The 19,448-nt window shown below is 42.2% G+C and carries 16 protein-coding genes; 13 read left to right on the plus strand and 3 right to left on the minus strand.

Features of this window, described 5'->3' with window-relative positions:
• Nucleotides 1–145 precede the first annotated feature (145 nt).
• The 7 genes from secA to V7K30_RS27135 all read left to right on the plus strand — a co-directional run bounded on the left by secA (nucleotide 146) and on the right by V7K30_RS27135 (nucleotide 7,178).
• The gene (gene secA, locus V7K30_RS27105) at nucleotides 146–2,938 is read left to right on the plus strand and encodes a preprotein translocase subunit SecA (RefSeq protein ID WP_335004636.1); all 2,793 of its coding nucleotides are present in this window, start codon (nucleotides 146–148) and stop codon (nucleotides 2,936–2,938) included.
• 250 nt (nucleotides 2,939–3,188) lie between these two features.
• Nucleotides 3,189–4,316: an AAA family ATPase gene (locus tag V7K30_RS27110; protein ID WP_335004637.1), complete on the plus strand. Its 1,128-nt coding sequence runs from the start codon at nucleotides 3,189–3,191 to the stop codon at nucleotides 4,314–4,316.
• Nucleotides 4,317–4,321: 5 nt separating this feature from the next.
• Entirely contained in the window at nucleotides 4,322–4,954 is a 633-nt protein-coding gene (locus tag V7K30_RS27115) for a DUF3226 domain-containing protein (RefSeq protein ID WP_335004639.1), read from the plus strand.
• Between the two features lie 65 nt (nucleotides 4,955–5,019).
• Nucleotides 5,020–5,418, plus strand: a complete 399-nt coding sequence (locus V7K30_RS27120; protein WP_335004640.1) for an aspartyl protease — start codon at nucleotides 5,020–5,022, stop codon at nucleotides 5,416–5,418.
• A 119-nt stretch (nucleotides 5,419–5,537) separates the two neighbouring features.
• Nucleotides 5,538–5,780: a UPF0175 family protein gene (locus V7K30_RS27125; RefSeq protein ID WP_335004642.1), complete on the plus strand. Its 243-nt coding sequence runs from the start codon at nucleotides 5,538–5,540 to the stop codon at nucleotides 5,778–5,780.
• A gap of 385 nt (nucleotides 5,781–6,165) precedes the next feature.
• A complete protein-coding gene (locus V7K30_RS27130) occupies nucleotides 6,166–6,498 on the plus strand; it encodes a low molecular weight protein tyrosine phosphatase family protein (protein ID WP_335004644.1) in 333 nt (110 codons plus the stop codon).
• A complete protein-coding gene (locus V7K30_RS27135) occupies nucleotides 6,495–7,178 on the plus strand; it encodes a class I SAM-dependent methyltransferase (protein ID WP_335004646.1) in 684 nt (227 codons plus the stop codon). Before V7K30_RS27130 ends, V7K30_RS27135 begins: the two co-directional genes overlap by 4 nt.
• Before the next feature lie 314 nt (nucleotides 7,179–7,492).
• Here the strand turns inward: V7K30_RS27135 and V7K30_RS27140 are convergent, their stop codons facing one another.
• Both V7K30_RS27140 and V7K30_RS27145 read right to left on the minus strand, forming a co-directional pair.
• Nucleotides 7,493–7,936 (minus strand): hypothetical protein, encoded by a 444-nt coding sequence (locus V7K30_RS27140; protein ID WP_335004647.1) that lies wholly within the window; start codon nucleotides 7,934–7,936, stop codon nucleotides 7,493–7,495.
• Nucleotides 7,937–8,139: 203 nt separating this feature from the next.
• On the minus strand, nucleotides 8,140–10,692 hold the full coding sequence (locus tag V7K30_RS27145; RefSeq protein ID WP_335004649.1) for a penicillin acylase family protein: 2,553 nt from the start codon (nucleotides 10,690–10,692) through the stop codon (nucleotides 8,140–8,142).
• A 650-nt stretch (nucleotides 10,693–11,342) separates the two neighbouring features.
• Here V7K30_RS27145 and V7K30_RS27150 point away from each other — a divergent pair.
• The 4 genes from V7K30_RS27150 (at nucleotide 11,343) to V7K30_RS27165 (ending at nucleotide 16,298) form a co-directional block, all read left to right on the plus strand.
• Nucleotides 11,343–12,242 (plus strand): 3-keto-5-aminohexanoate cleavage protein, encoded by a 900-nt coding sequence (locus V7K30_RS27150; RefSeq protein ID WP_335004651.1) that lies wholly within the window; start codon nucleotides 11,343–11,345, stop codon nucleotides 12,240–12,242.
• Nucleotides 12,243–12,772: 530 nt separating this feature from the next.
• Nucleotides 12,773–13,588, plus strand: a complete 816-nt coding sequence (locus V7K30_RS27155; protein WP_335004653.1) for a sulfite exporter TauE/SafE family protein — start codon at nucleotides 12,773–12,775, stop codon at nucleotides 13,586–13,588.
• A 236-nt stretch (nucleotides 13,589–13,824) separates the two neighbouring features.
• Nucleotides 13,825–14,565 (plus strand): RNA methyltransferase, encoded by a 741-nt coding sequence (locus V7K30_RS27160; protein WP_335004654.1) that lies wholly within the window; start codon nucleotides 13,825–13,827, stop codon nucleotides 14,563–14,565.
• A 170-nt stretch (nucleotides 14,566–14,735) separates the two neighbouring features.
• A complete protein-coding gene (locus V7K30_RS27165) occupies nucleotides 14,736–16,298 on the plus strand; it encodes a serine hydrolase (RefSeq protein ID WP_335004656.1) in 1,563 nt (520 codons plus the stop codon).
• Nucleotides 16,299–16,584: 286 nt separating this feature from the next.
• Here the strand turns inward: V7K30_RS27165 and dprA are convergent, their stop codons facing one another.
• The gene (dprA, locus tag V7K30_RS27170; RefSeq protein WP_335004658.1) at nucleotides 16,585–17,703 is read right to left on the minus strand and encodes a DNA-processing protein DprA; all 1,119 of its coding nucleotides are present in this window, start codon (nucleotides 17,701–17,703) and stop codon (nucleotides 16,585–16,587) included.
• Nucleotides 17,704–17,821: 118 nt separating this feature from the next.
• Here dprA and V7K30_RS27175 point away from each other — a divergent pair, with 118 nt between their 5' ends.
• Both V7K30_RS27175 and V7K30_RS27180 read left to right on the plus strand, forming a co-directional pair.
• Complete coding sequence (locus tag V7K30_RS27175) at nucleotides 17,822–18,085, plus strand: hypothetical protein (RefSeq protein ID WP_335004659.1); 264 nt, start codon at nucleotides 17,822–17,824, stop codon at nucleotides 18,083–18,085.
• A 73-nt stretch (nucleotides 18,086–18,158) separates the two neighbouring features.
• Nucleotides 18,159–19,319 (plus strand): alpha/beta hydrolase, encoded by a 1,161-nt coding sequence (locus tag V7K30_RS27180; protein ID WP_335004661.1) that lies wholly within the window; start codon nucleotides 18,159–18,161, stop codon nucleotides 19,317–19,319.
• The last annotated feature ends 129 nt before the right edge of the window (nucleotides 19,320–19,448 follow it).

The following is a 19,448-nucleotide window of genomic DNA, read 5'->3' on the forward strand; positions in this document are numbered from 1 at the left end:
CTGATTACGTAGTTTTTCTCCTGTTTTTGAGGTAATTCTCATTTCACACCCATCCACGACCGAGACGGTTGGGTTGGGTTAAATGTTTATAATCGATGCCGAACCTTTAATCCCCATCCCCCTTGATTCAGTTCTATAATCTGCCATGCTAAAACTTTTGTTGGGCGACCCCAACGCTCGTAAGCTTAAAAAATACCAACCTTCTGTTACTGAAATTAACCTTTTAGAGGAAGAAATTAAAGTTCTTTCCGATGAGGAGCTAAAAGGTAAAACCGCCGAATTTAAACAACGGCTTGCCAAAGGCGAACCTTTGGATGACCTATTGCCAGAAGCTTACGCCGTTGTCCGGGAAGCAGGACGACGCGTCTTAGGCTTGCGGCACTTTGATGTCCAACTCCTTGGCGGGATCATTTTGCATATAGGGCAAATTGCCGAAATGAAAACCGGCGAGGGTAAAACATTGGTCGCCACCTTGCCGAGTTATTTGAATGCCCTCACTGGTAAAGGTGTACACGTCATCACCGTGAACGATTACCTGGCTCGTCGGGATGCGGAATGGATGGGACAGGTGCATCGATTCTTGGGGCTGAGTGTGGGGTTAATCCAGGCAAGCATGACTCCCAGCGAACGCCAGAAAAATTACGACTGCGATATTACCTATGTCACTAACAGTGAGATCGGGTTTGACTACCTGCGGGATAACATGGCGACATCAATGGCAGATGTGGTGCAACGCCCGTTCAATTATTGTGTAATTGACGAGGTAGACTCGATTTTAGTTGATGAAGCGCGGACACCACTGATTATTTCTGGGCAGGTGGAAAGACCTACAGAAAAGTATCTGCAAGCGGCTGAAATTGCATTCACACTCAAGAAAGACGAGCATTACGATGTGGATGAAAAAGCTCGTAACGTGCTATTGACAGATGAAGGCTTTGCTGAAGCCGAAAATCTTTTGGGAGTCACAGATTTATTTGACCCAGATGATCCTTGGGCGCACTTTGTTTTCAATGCGATTAAAGCCAAAGAACTTTTTCTCAAGGACGTAAATTACATAGTCCGCAATGGAGAAGTGGTAATTGTGGATGAATTTACCGGTCGGGTGCTACCCGGACGGCGTTGGAGTGATGGACTACACCAGGCTATTGAAGCCAAAGAACACGAAGAAATTCAGCCAGAAACTCAAACTCTAGCGACAATTACTTATCAAAATATGTTTTTGCTGTATCCAAAACTCGGTGGAATGACCGGAACGGCAAAAACAGAAGAACCAGAATTTGAAAAAATTTACAAACTGGAAGTCGCGGTAATTCCCACCAATCAAGCCAGAAGACGCGAAGACTTGTCTGATATGGTCTTTAAGACAGAACCGGGCAAGTGGGGGGCGATCGCTAAAGAATGTGCCGAAATGCACGAACTAGGCAGACCTGTATTAGTGGGAACCACTAGTGTAGAAAAATCCGAACTTCTCAGCCGACTGCTGAAGCAACTGGAGATTCCCCACGAACTACTCAACGCCCGACCGGAAAACGTGGAGCGTGAAGCGGAAATCGTTGCCCAAGCCGGACGCAAAGGTGCTGTTACCATTGCTACTAACATGGCTGGTAGAGGTACAGACATCATTCTCGGTGGTAACTCCGAATATATGGCGCGTCTGAAGCTGCGGGAATACTTCATGCCCCGGATTGTCATGCCAGAAGATGAAGACAGCTTTAGCGTTCAAAGACCAGCCGGATTACCAACAGGACACGGCAGTGGTCAAGGTTTTGCCCCCGGCAAAAAAGTCAAAACTTGGCGGGCTTCGCCAGAAATTTTCCCCACCCAGTTGACAAAAGAAACAGAAAAACTAATCAAAGAAGCAGTAGAAATTGCGGTGCGTGAGTATGGCGATCGCAGTTTACCGGAACTGGAAGCAGAAGACAAGGTAGCGATCGCCGCAGAAAAAGCTCCCATTGACGATCGCGTGATTCTGAAATTGCGGGAAGCTTACAATCGCGTTAAGCAGGAATACGAACAATTTACTACCCGCGAACATAATGAGGTAGTGGAAATCGGCGGTTTGCACGTAATTGGTACAGAACGCCATGAATCGCGGCGGATTGACAACCAGCTGCGCGGACGTGCAGGAAGACAAGGCGACCCTGGAACCACAAGATTCTTCCTAAGTTTAGAGGATAATCTACTGCGGATTTTTGGTGGCGAACGTGTTGCTGGGTTAATGAATGCTTTCCAAGTGGAAGAAGATATGCCCATCGAATCTGGGATGCTTACCCGCAGTTTGGAAGGCGCTCAGAAAAAAGTCGAAACCTATTACTACGACATTCGTAAGCAGGTGTTTGAGTATGACGAGGTGATGAATAATCAACGTCGTGCTATTTATGCCGAACGCCGCCGAGTGTTAGAAGGCCAAGATTTGAAAGAACAGGTAATCAAGTACGCTGAAAAAACGATGGATGACATCGTTGACTACTATATCAACGTAGACTTACCCTCGGAAGAGTGGGAGTTAGAAAAGTTGGTTGAGAAAGTCAAAGAATTCGTCTATCTGCTAGCGGATTTGCAGCCAAATCAATTAGAGGATATGTCTGTTAGTGAGATTAAAGCCTTCCTCCACGAACAGGTGCGAATTGCTTACGACCTCAAAGAAGCGCAGATTGACCAAGTTCAACCCGGACTGATGCGCCAAGCTGAACGCTTTTTTATCTTGCAACGCATTGATACATTGTGGCGGGAACACTTGCAACAAATGGATGCTTTGCGCGAATCGGTGGGATTACGTGGTTATGGGCAAAAAGACCCGCTAATTGAGTATAAGAGCGAGGGTTACGAACTCTTCTTGGATATGATGGTTAACATTCGCCGAGATGTGGTGTATTCGTTGTTCATGTTCCAGCCGCAGCCGCAGCAGATGATGCAGCCTTCGTCTGAGATGGTGTAGGTAGTCCCATATCTGATGCAGAGACGCAGAGGCGCAGAGGCGTTTTTGCGTCTTTGTTTTATGCTAGTAGTGCATTCGTTTGGCAGAAGAATCATTTGAGTATTGTTACTGAAAGAGCAAATCCCTTGCTTTTATCAAAGAAAAAGCATTTCTTTTCCAGTTTGTTCACCAGTAATCAGCGTTCTTGATTGAGGATGCTGTATATTGCAGTATCTTGTAAGTTAATCAAAAAGGATGAGGTCGAGCCTATATGCTAGAGTCCTTCCAAATACATAATTTCAGACTTTTTGATCATCTTGAGGTTAAAAGATTAGGTAATGTTAACCTCATTGTGGGCAGGAATAATGCTGGTAAAAGTACATTTCTCGAAGCAGTAGAACTTTATGCCAGCAACGCCTCACCTATAAGTCTCCTTGAGCTTGTAGATTCGAGACAAGAATCTTGGGTTAGTGAGGCACAACCACATACCCAAACTTTTCTTGGTAATCCCATACGCCATCTCTTTTTTGGTCATAAATTACCCGACATAGGAAAAGAAGGCATCATTCTGGGAGAAGTTTCCTCAAACGCAAAGATTTATATTAGTGTTGCTGCATATCAGATTAAATCTGATGATGAAGGGATTATAAAAAGAATCCGCATTACTGATAAGCAGTTTCATGAGGATTTATCAGATATTGAAGTTGTTCTCGTAGCAGAAGAAAGTGAAAGAGTTCGGAGACTTTTTGGATTAAATCGTGATTTTAGAAATACGAGGATCACATCTAGAGATGCTGAATTTAAATACACATGGCAATTTGTTTCGACAGAAAATATGCCTAATCGGAAATTAGCCGCTCTTTGGGATTTGACAAGTTTAACTAATTTGGAATCAGAGGTTATTTCTGCTCTTAAACTTATTGAACCTAAAGTATCTGGAATTGCTTTTGTAGAGGATATTAGTAAAGGACGCGGAGGTAATAATCGTGGACAGGGAGGCGATAATCGTATTCCATTAGTAAAAATTGAAGGTATAGATGAGCCATTACCTCTAAAAAGTATGGGTGATGGAATGACTCGTTTATTACATATAATTTTAGCCCTCGTAAATGCTCGAAATGGCATTTTTTTAATTGATGAATTTGAAAATGGATTGCATTGGACAGTACAGCCTAAAGTTTGGGATATAGTTTTTAATTTATCAGAAAGATTGAATGTTCAAGTATTTGCAACAACACATAGTCGAGATTGTGTAAATGGTTTTGACAGCGCATGGAATAAGTATCCTTCACTTGGTGCTTTCTTCAGATTTGAAGCTAAAGATAATCTCATTAAGGTAACAGAATACACTTGCGAGACGCTTACTGATTCTCTTGAAACGGACGTAGAAATACGCTGAATAATATGAGTGATATCTGTAAGAAAGATTCCGATAAAATATTACTTGTTGAAGGGATAGATGATTGCCATGTCGTAATGGCTTTGTGTGCTGCTCACCAAGTTCCTGAAACTTTTGGAATATATGAGTGTGGTGGAGATACAAAAGTTTTAAAACGTTTGAATGCTTTGATTGTACGTCCTGAATATCCTCAAGTGATAGGAGTAATGCTTGATGCTGATACTTCTATCGAAGACAGATGGGCAAATATCAAAGGTAAATTAAGTCACTATAGCTATAAATTACCAGATATCCCTGATATTTATGGAACAATAGTTGAGAGTCTTCCAGATAAACCTAAACTTGGATTTTGGCTGATGCCAAATAATCAAAATTCTGGTAAGTTAGAAGATTTCTGTGCCGAACTAGCAGAACCAACAGCTTTAGCATTTGCAAGAGAATGTATTGCAGAAGCACAAGCAAAGAACTTAACAACTTTCAAACCATTAGATATTAGTAAAGCAGTTATTCACACATATCTTGCTTGGCAAGATGAACCTGGTCGCCCTATGGGGCAAGCGATTACTAAGCAAGCTTTACGCCCAAATACAGATATCGCTAGAAGATTTACCAATTGGTTAACACGTCTTTTTACGTAAAACTATTTCTTCGTTTTATACCTCAACTAGAATAAATTTTAAATCCTAACTAGGAGTTTGCTGAAATGGGTAAGCTGGTACTGCCAAATCTTCAAGGTAAGCAAATGGGGCAAGTAATAGTTACCCTCACTGTCACGAATCGAATTGATCAAGTTTTGGCTCAACGAGGCTTTATTTCTCCAGAGGAAGTTCGCTCTTATATTCTGGATAATGTTTTAGTTGATACGATCGCAACTTTGCTGTGTTTACCTGCTAGCATTATTAGTCAACTAGGTTTAGTCCAAGGTGGAGAAGCCCAGGTAGAGACTGCGGCTGGAGTGCAGCAGGGGCGAATTTTCCGAGATGTTGAACTTAGTATTGGAGAACGCCAAGGAACCTTTGATTGTCTGGAACTCACAGAAGTACCCTATGCCCTTTTGGGCTTAACGCCAATGGAAGTTTTAGGGTTAGAATCCAGACCTTAAAAATCGTAAGTTGCGGGTTTTGCCGATGAATTCGGAGCCAAGTTATCTGAGTGTATTGTAAGCGATCGGATGTTTTATGCTGAAAGTAGGTACTCAGTTTTTTAGGTAGGAGTCAATTTATGAGTTCAATTAACCTGCAATTATCTCCAGATTCCATAAGTCAAGGTGAACAGGCTATTCGTCAAGAAATTGCCTTGCAGTTATACGACCAAAATATTTTTACTTTTGGTCAAGCACGCCGCTTGGCTAATGTATCTGTATGGAAATTTCAGCAACTTTTAGGGCAACAAAAAATTACTCGCCATTATACTGAAATGGATTTAGCAGATGATATTGAATCAATTAAAACAGGTTCTTGGTAGTTGTGACAGTTATTTGCAACGCCACGCCTTTGATTAACTTTGCTGCTATCAATCGTCTTGATATTTTACAGGCAGTGTTTGGGACAGTTGTTATACCCCAAACTGATTTTTATTGTCTAAAAATTTGATTCTGAAGGCGGTTATAGTTCATGGATTACACATACAGCAATAAAATTTTATTTGTCTAACACCACACTCTAATGCAACTTTCTCAAGCTGAACAGGATGCGATCGCTTATACTTGGCATAGTTTTGGGATTGTCTGTGGTGCGATCGCAAAGTAAAATACTTTATCTGAACTGTTAAACTGTAGAGCTACGCTAACCCTAAGCGCAATTAGAATAAGTTTAGGATGCTGCACAGGAGAGCAAAATGGATACATCTAATGAAAAAGCTCTTATTTATCTGTAGCCAGAATAAACTACGAAGTCCCACCGCCGAGGCTGTATTTTCTGAATATGAAGGACTTGAAACAGACTCCGCAGGTTTAGATCGCTATGCTGAAGTACCATTATCAACAGAGGCGATCGCATGGGCTGATATGATCTTTGTGATGGAAAAATCCCATAAAAATAAGCTATCAAAAAATTTTCAGCCCTTTCTTAAAGATAAAAAAATTATCTGTTTAGATATACCAGACGAATATGAGTATATGGAACCAGCTTTAATTGAGTTGTTAAAACAGAAAGTTTTACCTATATTAAAAATTAAGAAATGAATATTCAAGAAGCTTTTAATTCTGCCGCAGGAGATTACGATAACTTACGTCGCATTCTAATTCCCTGTTTTGATGACTTTTACAAAACAGCCGTTGAAATTATACCAGGCAATGGCACTGCACTGCTGAAGGTTCTAGATTTGGGTGCTGGTACTGGACTTTACTCAGGTATGGTGCAATCCGTCTTCCCCAATGCAGAGTTCACCCTGCTGGATTTAGCCCCTGAGATGTTAGAGAAAGCTAAGTTTAGATTTAGCAAGATGGGTAAATCTCCCAAAATCTTAATTGGTGACTACGTTAAGACTGATTTAGCTGGTTCCTATGACCTGATAATCTCTGCTTTATCGATTCATCATCTGTCAGATTTTGACAAAGAACTTCTTTATCAACGGATTTATGATGCCCTAAATCCTGGAGGGATATTTGTCAACGCCGATCAAGTTCTCGGCAAAACCCCTGATTTAGAACAACTTTATCGCCAACACTGGTTAGATTCTATCCGTGCTAAGGGTATCTCAGAAGAGGATCTCAAAGCTGCACAAAAACGCATGGAATACGATCGCATGGCAACCCTTGATATTCAACTTCGCTGGTTAGAAGCGGCGGGGTTTCAAAATGTGGATTGCTGGTACAAAAATTTTAGCTTTGCTGTTTTTGGTGGTTATCGACCAACTATTTAACTAATTATATCATGTCCGCTTGATTGCTTATTAAACCCGAAGAACCCCACCCCTTAATCCCCTCCCCGCTCTTCGGGAGGGGAGAAAAAGCATAGCTTTGGCGGGGTGGGGTGCAATGACTGTGGGAATCGTAACTAATTATGCGGACATGATATTACTAATTTGTAATTCATAATTGTTGGGTTTAAGTCCCCACTAAATTATAAAATTGGTGATCTTGAATTAGTTGTGGTATAAATCTCCAACTAATTCAATTACAAATTACGAATTATTTTAACCGCTATATTTGTTACAATAATTCGTTGCAGAGTTGATTATTTACCAGAGCAGTAGCTATTAATTTCGTTGACTATTGAACTTTCTTCAGTACTACTTTTTTTCAGAGATACCAAAAAGCCCTTTGCTGCTGGTAGATTCTTTTTATCTATAGCTGTTGCTGCATTATTCAACTCCTTGCTGATGTCCTGATAGAGTGTGAGAAAGCGTCCTTGAAAACCTTGCAACTTTTCATCCTTTATTTCTAGTGCTTTCATCTCTTTGACGAGTGAGTCTATTTTAGAAGCAAGTTCAGTTAAAGCTTTAGAACCTTTTGCTGGATTGGGATTTTTACCGAATTCCTGACCGAGAGTAGATGTCTGATTGGCAACCTTTATGACTTTGTTACATTGGGCAACTTTACTTTCTCCACAACCTGCAAATAATAATGCGATCGCAGTAGTTGCTGAAAGCATAAAACTTTGTTTAAACACGCATTGCATAGGTTCTATTATCTCCAATGATGTTTCGCTCAAGTTGGGCAGAGGAAACGGATGGTCAGCAAAAATACGTTTTTCTCAAAAGAATCTTTATTTCTGTTTCTAACTTTCTTTCTGCCCTGTTACTTTATACTTCATTTTTCCGAAAGCGTGTATGTAATTACACTTAATTAGCTAAATTTAAAATTGCATAGTCAGCTTGCTCTCTACTCTTGCAATTTTGGAACTAACTTCAATGTCGTAGCAGTATTATTTGCAACAGTCTTCTGTTCCCAAAGCATCTGGTGATATTCAATCTTGCGCCAGGAGTCAACCATATCGTTGTAGTGCTGATGAAAAGCATGGCCTGATTGTCCAGGAGTATGAATCGCTACTGAGTTCTCCAAATTTCCCAAATCTACAATCATCCGCAGTGAAGGAATATCAGTCACCTCAAAGGATTTGTTTGCTCTCCATCGATTAGCATTCACTGTTTCGCCATTACCAGCCGTAGTAAATGCACCACGATTAAATAAAGCTTCAATCGGTGCAACCCCAGATTTACCCAAGGTGGCATTGCGAAAAGTAACAGTATGTAGTTTGCCCCAATTCCAGTTTTTCGGGTCTTTGCTTTGAATACGTTCTAGTTCATCCACGGCTTCTGTAAAAGATTGCCGCAAAATTTGGTCGCGGTTCTCAACTTTTGGGGTGTTGCGATTATCCCACCAAGAACTATTAGGCTGTTTTACCAGATTTGCTACCACAGCATACCAGCGATCGCCTCCATCAGGAAAGTACTTTTCAGGCAATTGATCGTGAAACGTATCTGCTAGCAAGTGTTTCCAGAATACTTCAAACAAGGCAGCAGCAGGCGATGTCATTCCCAACTGCAAATTCCAATCTCGTAAAAGTTTTTGGGCTGCTTGCAAGCGGGGAGTCTCAACAGTGATAGATTGCAGTAGCGGTACTAATGTTTGGGCATTGAGATTGCGATCGTCACCCTGTATCTGCTGCACATCTTCCAGGGAAATCGGTTCGCTTTGTTGTGAAATCATCTCAACGATGCGCTTTGCCCGATAGCCATAAACCCAGTCTGTGGTAATTAAGTAAGGAAATTTACGCATAACTAAATTATTGGCAGTAGCAATATAGCCTTGAGATGGATTGAAACTTTTGGGTAACTGCTCAAAGTCAATATAGCCTTCCCACTCATATTCATCCGTCCAACCAGGAACGGGGTAACGCCCATTTCCCTTGGCTCGGATGGGGAATTTACCAGGCATTTGGTAGCCAATATTGCCATCAACATCAGCGTAGACCAAATTTTGAGCCGGGACATCATAATTAATAGCAGCAGTGCGGAATTCCTGCCAGTTTTGGGCGCGATTTATCTGGGGAATGGCATCCGCTAGTTTGGAAGGTTCTAGGGCTGTCCAGCGCAGGGCTACAGCGTAGTTTTGCGGTACTTCTAATGGCTGACTTGGTTGGAACTCCTTCAGATTGGGCGAAACATCAGAGAGAATCGGCCCGTGTCGGGTATAGCGAACCGTTTGTACAATCGGCTGACTTCCCACAACTTGAATCGTCTCTTGCACGAGTTTCATATCAACCCATTTGCCATTTACCTCATACTGATTGGGATTATTGGGATTGATTTTCTCGATGTATAAATCCATCACATCAGATTGTACATTGGTAACACCCCAGGCAATGCGATCGCTATGACCGATAATTACCCCAATCATTCCCGCAAAAGAAAAGCCAGTAACGTTGTATGGACATTCTGCACTCTTAGATGTACAGTGCAAACCAACCTCATACCAAATAGAAGGTATTTGCACACCTAAGTGGGGGTCATTTGCCAAAATTGGCTTACCTGTATCTGTACGCTCACCGGATATTACCCAGTTATTGGAACCAATACCGATTCCCGTGGGCCCGATTATTTGTTCCAAAGCCATCATTGGCTTAGTAATTGACTCTATTACCTCCTCGATACCAAAGGCGGTGAATGGCGTATCGTCGGAATTTTCATCCTCTCCTGTTTTCCCTTGCTGCAACTCAGGCAAAATCACTGGCAAGTCTTTAGGGTATGGTGGAAAAAGTTCCTCTACTTGGGTGGGAGTAAGAGTTTTGAGCAGGATGGCACGTTCAATTTCGCTCTCGAAATTTCTACCCAAATCGTAAGCCATCACCTTACCCCAAGTCAGGGAATGCAGTATTTGCCAAGGTTCTGGCTTATACCCAGGATTGAGAAATTTTAGCACAGCGTATTCTAGACTGAGAGCGCTGCCTTGATGCTCTGCCAGATAAGCATTGACACCATCTGCATAAGCTTCCAGGTATGCCTTCATCTCTGCATTAATTTCCTGAACTTCTTGCTGCGCCACCCTTGCCCAACCCATTGTTCGCAGATATCTGTCAGTCTCAACCTGAGAGGAACCAAACATTTCTGAGAGTCGCCCAGAACCGATGTGTCGCCAAAAATCCATTTGCCAAAAACGATCTTGGGCGTGGATATAACCTTGCGCCATAAATAAATCGTGGGAGTTGGCAGCATAAATGTGAGGAATTCCCCATTTGTCATGCTGGACAGTAACTTCAGCCTTTAGTCCAAGTAGTTGAATTGTCCCTTTCTCTTGCGGAAAGGACTGACGTATAGTGTAGGTAGCAAACCCCAGCAACAACGAACCTAGCACTAACAGCACAATCAGAGTTCTTTTGAGCATCTTCGGAAACCAACATTTCCTGGAGCTTTTTATTTTGGCTTGTTGTGGCATTCTTTAGTGAAATCACGCTATGTTACAAGGCTGATATTACAGTAGAGCAAACAGCATTGATTTGATCGCATTCAATCTGACTTGATCGAATGGCACTCTTACACCATCTCATCCAATTATCTTAAGGGTTTGCACTTATTAAGCAGGCCATTTAGTTTACAAAGTTTTATCCGATTATTGACCGATCATTTCGCCTGTAATTTATATCAAATCTAACTTCTGGCTTTTATTCGCTCTAAATGGAGAATTTATTGATTGTGTAAATCCACGTATAGACTCTAGCCAGTTAATAAATTAAACATTAATCTAAATAGATATACGGACAAGTAAAAGACGGTTTAAAAATTCGCCCATAACTAGAAGACAAAAGCATAATTAAAGGCTTTAGTCATTTTCATCATTGCTAGATATTTGCAAGCACAGCGAAAAGCTGGGCTGAATTTCAACTGTCGCACTTGAGACGTATAGCTTGCACTATCACTAAGTTTCCCAGTTTTTCGAGATCCTTTATACCGCTCTTGACAAAACCTAAAAAACTTTATTTAATTTGTCACAAATCCCCCCTGTGCAATAATCTAAAACGTTACAAATTCAAGTGCGGAATGTGAGTACGAGCTTTTTTTAATGTTTTTAATCTGTCTTGAAATTAGATGTTTAAGCAACCTGTCATTATCACCTGTGCAATCAATGGACATCGTACTACTAGGGCAATAGCTCCTGTTCCGTTCACGCCAGAGGAGCAAGCAAAATCTGCAGAAGAAGCAGTTAGAAATGGAGCGTCCATTATACACCTGCACGTTCGCGGCAATAATGGCGAAGAATGTTTCGAGCCAGAGCGATATTGCGAAACAATTTCTCAGATCAAACAGATTGTTCCTACTCCCATTATCGAAATCACCCCGCGTGGAACAGATAGCTTAATGCCAAGACCTGTAAAATTTGAACGGGGTAATCTGGTAAAAATATCTGCTGCAATGTGGGGCAATAAGCCAGAACTCAAGCCTGAAATGTGCGCGCTCAACCTGTCAACACGGAATATTGACGAACAAACAGTTCTCCTAAACCCGCCATCTGAGGTCAGAGATCAAATTGAGCGTATTTACAGTTTAGGGCTTATTCCTAGATGTGATATTTACGATATAGGAGACAGCCGAGTAGCTTTAGGATTACTGGAAAAAGGCATTTTAAGAGAGCCGCTTCATTTACTGCTCATTCTAGGAAGTTATTCAGGGATTGGAGCTACCTCTGAAGATTTGGAGTACATGGTTAAACAATTGCCAGAAACTTCTCACTGGACAGCATTGGGAACTGGCAGTCGATATAACTCTTTTATAGCAGAGCAAGCCACTTTACTTGGTGGGCATATTCGCACAGGATTTGAAGACGAAACCTATGTCAGTAAGGGACAAAAAGCGAAATCAAATGCAGAATTAGTGGCTAAATTAAGAGGTCTTTGCGAAAAAGTAGGACGTCCAATCGCAACACCCGATCTAGCTCGCCAAATCCTCGGGCTGCAACAGTCGCCACAGCGACAATTAGTTTCTATTTAAGTAAGTCGGCGCTAATATTTCAAACTATGTTAAGAAATTTAAATGTATGGGAGCCAGAGCGTTGCCAAGGTTGCCGACGCTCTAAGCGTAGCCTTGTCGCCAAGCACCGCACCATGAAGAGTGCTGAGTGCTGAGTGCTGAGTTAAAAGACCACCCGCAAGGGCTGGGGTATCAACCTACCTCTTGAGTCAAGAAGATTCCGCCACGCCACTTGCTCCTCTTGGCTACAAGCCAAGACCGCAGTGGCTCCACAAGGGGCGGGGCTTGTACCAAGTACATAAGTGCTGAGTAGTTTTTTTACTTACTCAGCACTCAGCACTCAGCACTCAGCACTCAGCACTCAGGACTGAGTGTTGTCAACAATTCAAGCTGCCTTAGCCTACGGCATAACACACCCTACGAACAATTTATATTTCTTCATATACATGGAATTTTTCTCGCCGACTTACTTATAGCAATCATTGTGAACTGTAAATTGTCAATTGCAGATTCAGATCCCCCATACTCCTCTTTTTTTAAAGATTTTTACCATGACACAAGTAAGTGTTAGCAGTATTTTCAGCGTGTTATATTTGTTTCCGATTGGCATAGTTGTTGGAATAATTTCTGGCCTCCTGGGTATTGGAGGCGGGTTACTTTATGTTCCAGCCCTTGCAGCAGTTGGAGCGTCACCAATTCAGTCTGTTGCAACTAGCTTAGTTGCAATTACCCTTGGCGCAATTTCTGGGACAATCCAGAATTGGCAAATGAAGTCACTTCAACTTGAAACAGTTTTTTTATTAACATTCCCTGCTATGCTCACAACTGAAATAGGAGTCAGCATAGCTAGCGTTTTACCTAGTAAATGGCTATTGTTGAGTTTTTCCGCTCTTCAGATAACTGCAATCTGGCTGATTAACTTAAAAAACAAACTTCAAAAAGATGATAAAAAAGCCAACTTAATTGAATTATCTCAATCCCCGGTAAATTTAAAAACGCCTATTTTCAAAACTCAAGGCATTGGACTGATAGCTGGAGCTTTATCTGGTTTGTTTGGAGTAGGTGGGGGTATTGTCATGGTTCCCCTACAAGTTCTGCTTCTTAAAATGCCAATCAAACAATCTGTACAAACCAGCTACGGAGCGATTATATTAATTTCTTTATGGGCAGTTAGTCGTTATGTAATCGCAGATTCTACTAATGTATTGATAGTGCCAGGATTGATGTTGGGGGTAGGATCGTTATTGGGTGCAAATTACGGTGCTAGACTACTGCCCAAATTGTCAGATAATTTAGTTAGATATTTATTTACATGTTTGTTGGTTATTTTAGCTGGTTATATGTGGTTAAAAGCTTTGAGAATGTAAAGTTTCGCACTTGAAGATGATTAGAAGTGGATCTGGTAGGATTAATTCCTACGGGACGTACAACAATTAAATTGCTACAAATCAATAGCGACGAACGACTAGCTCAAAGGCAGAGATTGCGCTGAACTGTTCAGACCTGACACAGCTAAAATGATTTCAAGGAAACTTTTCAGCAGAACCACAATGCTGAAAAGTTTCCTTGAAATATCTTATGGTGCGATCGCAGGAGGCAAAAAATGGGCTTGGGTGGATTAAGAATTGTGTTGGTAGAACCAGCTGGGCCGATAAATATCGGAGCGATCGCCAGGGTAATGAAAAATTTCGGGCTAGATCATTTAGTATTAGTAAATCCCCAATGCGATCCGCTATCGTCGGAAGCTTTGATGATGGCTGTTCATGCTACGGAAATTTTAGAATCTGCGGTATTAGTGCCGACCTTACCAGAAGCATTGCATGGATGTGTCAGAGCGATCGCTACCACTGGTCGCTTTCGGAGTTTGCAAACACCTTTAGAAAACCCCCGGACTGCACTACCCTGGTTAGTGGAGGAACCAGAAAAACCCACAGCACTTATTTTTGGCAGAGAAGACCGGGGATTAAGCAATGAAGAATTAAATTATGCTCAGAGGTTTGTTTGCATTCCCACAAGTCAAGATTATCTAATCCTGAATTTGGCTACTGCTGTGGCAATCTGTTGTTATGAATTGTCACAATCTGTAAAAGAACTTAATACTCAGACCCAACCCCAAACTGAACTTGCACCAATAGATGTTGTGGAAGCATATTACCAGCAATTAGAATCACTATTATTGAAAATTGGTTATGTGTATCCGCATACGGCAGCTAGTCGCATGGAAAAATTTCGCCAACTGTATAATCGCGCCCACTTGAAAACAGGGGAAGTAGCCATGTTGAGAGGGATTTTGCAGCAGGTAGAATGGGCGATTAAAAACCAGAGGGATGGTGAAAACTTGTAATTATTCGTTTAATATATACGCAATCATCCTCCCAAAATAATTACGCTTAAACTAAACAGAAAAATGCTACATAGCGGCAAAGTAGAATTTAAGTATTAATATTCCTTAAAGATTAAGTTTTGGGTCAGGAGTCTGCAAGAAAAAAGCCAAGTGGGTCACAAGGAGTAACGGTGTCAGAGTCAAGTGACGAACTAACAGCTTTCTCGCGGCGTCAACCCTTAAATCGCCGCCAGCGTCCACAAAAAGTTCAAAAAGTGGTAAAGAAGAAAGTTAAAGCTAACAGCCAGCAGCAAGGTGCCAATGGACGGCAAGCGGCGCTAACACGCCCAAAAAATCAAATCAGTCCTCCCCCAATCCCCGGTGCTACACGTCGGGTAAAATCGGGGTTAGTCATGCCATCGGCTGTAAAACCAATACCTAGTGTGAAGGAGAAAATTCCTCCCTTTCGACCAGGTGCTGTGATGGTCAAATCAGTACGGATGGAAAAGCCAAAAAGAGTCCGGCGATCATCGCACAAAACGCGGTTAAAGCCAATGGCCAAAACTATACTATATATTGTGCGGTTGTTGATTGTGGGTGTTGGAATGGGTGCAATCGTGGGCACGGTGTTGTCAGTATTAGACCCGGCTAATCGCATCAGCACAAATTCGACGCCGCAATCTAATAGTAATGTGGTGCGATCGCAGCCACAACCTACTCAAACTCCCCCAGCCGCAGTTTCTAGCCTATACCTATCCCAGGAAATTATCCCTTTGAAAAATGCCGTGCAAAATTTGGCGGACAGCAACCCAAATCTTACAACCGGAGTTTTCTTAGTAGATTTAGATACTGGTAATTATGTAGATGTCAATGGCTCAACCAGTTTTCCGGCAGCTAGCACAATTAAAGTGCCAATTCTAATTGCCTTTTTCCAGGATGTGGATGCAGGGAAAATTCGCCTGGATGAAATGCTGACCATGCAACAAGATATGGTAGCTGGCGGTTCGGGAACTCTGCAATACAAACCAGCTGGAACCAAGTACGCTGCTTTGGAAGTCGCCACTCAAATGATTACTATCAGCGACAACACAGCGACAAATATGTTGATTGCCCGATTGGGAGGAATGGATGCTTTAAACCAGCGTTTCCGCACTTGGGGATTGACAAACACAACAATTCGTAATCAACTCCCAGATTTGCAAGGGACAAACACCACTAGTTCGAGGGAATTGGGGAATTTGATGGCGATTGTGAGTCAGGGAAATTTGGTGAGTATGCCATCACGCGATCTCATGCTCGATATCTTGCGTCGCACTCAGAGAGACACTCTGCTACCATCGGGTTTGGGAACAGGCGCAAGAGTATACCACAAAACGGGTGATATTGGCACAATGTTGGCAGATGCAGGTTTAATAGTTGTTCCAACTGGCAAGCGCTACATAGCTGCTGTCATGGTACAACGCCCTAATAACGACCCTCGCGCCGAAAAACTGATTAGCTCAATTTCTCGTGCTGCCTACCAAGAGTTTAGCCAAAATGCTGTTACACCCAACAGTACCACAAGCACTATACCCGCAAATGGTTATCAGCCCCCTGTTGTGAGTCCTGCACCCAACAGTACGACAGGCACTGTACCGATGAATGGTTATCAGCCCCCTGTTGTGAATCCTGCAACCAACAGTATGGGAGGTACAGTACCGGCAAACGGTTATCAATCTCCAGTTATGAATCCGCAATATTACCCCCCAAGATAATTTGGGATTTTTGAATTTTGCATTTTTGCATTAGACATTTGCAGAAATTAATTAACATACAATTTATGTTCCTGGCTTACCTCACCCTCAATCCCTCTCCTTATAAAGGAGAGGGATCGTGAGACAGGATGAAGTTTTGCATTTTATTTAATCCACGATCCTTAGTATGATTTGGATATTCATTCATTAAATCTTTGTCTGATTCTTTAACTATTCTGAGTTCTCAATTCTGACTCCTGAATTCTTATTATTAAAGAATTTTTTAATTGTCAATTAGACCATGCTCTTAACTTTTTTGATACCGCATTCCTGGCAGTTGTGAAACTAAACCCATAAGTTCCAACTGTAACAAGGCACCGGAAACTAAGCCAGCAGCCTGGCCGGTTTGTTGGACAATAAAATCGAAGGATAAAGCCTCACAAGAAAACGCATTCATTACCGTTTGCAATTCTGGCGACAAAGTTGGTAAACTTAACTGTTCTGGTACTGTGGAAGCCTCGACTCCATCAATTTGTGGTATTGCTCCTAACATTGTTAACAGTTCATCTAGTTCTTTAACAATGAAAGAAGCTCCTTGACTGAGTAACTTTAAACACCCTTGGGATGGATGATCGTCCAGTCTCCCAGGCAGTGCATAGACATCTCTGCCAAATTCATTGGCGTAGGTAGCTGTTATTAAAGCACCAGATTTTAACGGCGCTTCCATTACCAGGATGGCGCGGCTTAAACCTGCAATAATTCGGTTGCGACGGGGAAAGTGGGTGCGATCGGGTGGGGTTTTCGTGGGGTACTCACTCATGACTAACCCAGCCGTCAAAATCTGCTTGTACAAATCCCGATTTTTATGTGGATAGATGACATCTATACCAGTCCCCAAAACTGCGATCGTGCGTCCACCTGCTTTTATGGCGGCGATGTGGCTTTCTGTGTCAATTCCCTCTGCCATCCCAGAAACAACTGTAAAGCCATTTTTAGCCAAAGCTGTACTAATTTGGCGAGTCCAACGGATACCGTATTCTGAGGGTTGGCGTGTTCCGACAATCCCAACCATCGGTCTTTGTCCGAGATTTTCTTGGAGTTCGACTTCACCACGATAGTATAAAATCGGCGGCGGACTCGGAGTTTCCAGCAGTAAGCGCGGATAATCTGCATCTGCTGGTGTCCAGAAATGGGAATTTTCCTGCTGGTGTTTGATGAATAGTTGTTCTGGGTGCAAACGCGATCGCTGTTGTACTACTTTTTCTAGTGTTTGAAAACCAAAACCCTCTACTTCTCCTAACTGTACCTTGGTAGCGTTCCAAGCTGTTGCCAGCGTGCCAAAATGCTGTTGCAGCCGTCGCAGTAATACGGGGCCAATTCCAGAAATTTGCGTCCAAGCTAGCCAATATGCACCTTCTTCTACCACAGTTCCATCCTCACGCCTACTGGATTGAGTATTCCCAAATTAGGTTTGGCTGTTGATATAAAAGGGGAGTGGGGGAGATGGGAAAGTTTCTTAAAACATAGAAGTTGAGCCTTTGAGGATGGAAGTTGAGCCTTTGAAGGTGGAAGTTGAGCCTTTGAGGGTGAAGGTTGAGCCTTTGAAGGTGGAAGTTGAGCCTTTGAGGGTGAAGGTTGAGCCTTTGAGGGTGGAAGTTGAGCCTTTGAGGGTGAAGGTTGAGCCTTTGAGGGTGAAGGTTGAGCCTTTGAGGGTGGAAGTTGAGCCTTTGAAGGTAGAAATTGAGCCTTTGAGGGTGGAAGTTGAGCCTTTGAAGGTAGAAATTGAGTCTTTGACCTTTGACCCTTGACTTTTGACTCTTGACTTTTGACTCTTGACTCTTGACTATTAACTATTGAGTATCTATCTTTTTATCTTCTGCGATGCAATATTTCTACCGTCTTTTAATATGCCTATCTGGGTGCTTAATATTTTTACTGCTGCATAGTGGCTTTGGTTTGTTGCCCAGTTTCGCCGCCGAAAAGATTGTTGCCAGGTACGGATTGTTTGAGCAATCGCTCCCGGTGGCAGATATACGCAAGTATGCCGAGACACAAAAGGTTTCTGCCGATTTACAATCTTTCTTAGGTTATCTCAGCGCTAAAGATAAACAGAAGTTCCAAGATGCACTTCAGGTGAAAATGTCTCTTGATATTGCGGCTTTAGATAAGCTGATAAATACAGGAATGGGCAAGCAAATTTTATCTTTTGCTTCCCAAGCGACTGTCTTTCCGACACGCTCTGCGATCGCCCGTCGCGATCAAGGCAGTATACAAGCCCTACGATCTGCTATTATCTTAGGAGCAAAATCACCAGAAGGTTTAGGAATAACCAGCTTTCTAGAAGCCTATCCCAGTAATCAACTAGTTCTTGACGTGTCAAAATTTTCCCAGCTAGTTGGCATGGCAAATTCATCTTCTAGTTCTGCTGATGCACCTCCCAAGGACAATGTAAGTTCTTCACCTTTAGGGCAAATTGCACTACAATATCAGATATTTGCCGCCCAAGATAAACAATTCTCAGGTTGCTTATTTGGCGATTCTATTTCGGCTGAACTTGGTAATACTCTTGGGGATGGTACTTTTAATTTTGGATTAAATGGTCTAAGTACAATCTCATTACTGGAACAACTCAAAAGTTTAATTCCTACCAAGGTGAAATGCGAAAAAGCGATTATTGCCATAGGTGGAAATGATGCTTGGTATGGAATTAGCGATCAGTTGTTTAGCAAAAATCTGCAAGAGGCGATCGCACTTGTCCGCACAATGGGAAATAAAGAGATTTTTCTGATTCCGGCTTTTTATTCAACAGTTGCAGCAAGCTTAGATCCAACTGTATCAGCTCCACTTCCTAAAGTTGAGCAAATTAATGCTCTGATTAATCAAGTTGCTGAAACAGAAAAAGTGCCAGTTGCAGCCGCAGGACTAGCACCATTGTATGAAAATAATGTTCTTAAACAGAATTTGACGAGTGATGGCGACCATTTAAATGCAGAGGGTCTAAAAATTTATCGACAAGCATTATTACAAATCTTGGGTAAGTAATATGATGTCCGCTTGATTGCTTATTAAACCCCAAGAACCCCACCCCGCCAAAGCGACGCTTTGTCTCCCTGCCCCTAATCCCCAGAGGGGGCCCCGAAGGGGATTAAGGGGTGGGGTTCAGGAGAATTA

The sequence above is a fragment of the Nostoc sp. genome (genome assembly GCF_036917655.1).
In the GTDB taxonomy this organism is placed as follows: domain Bacteria; phylum Cyanobacteriota; class Cyanobacteriia; order Cyanobacteriales; family Nostocaceae; genus Nostoc.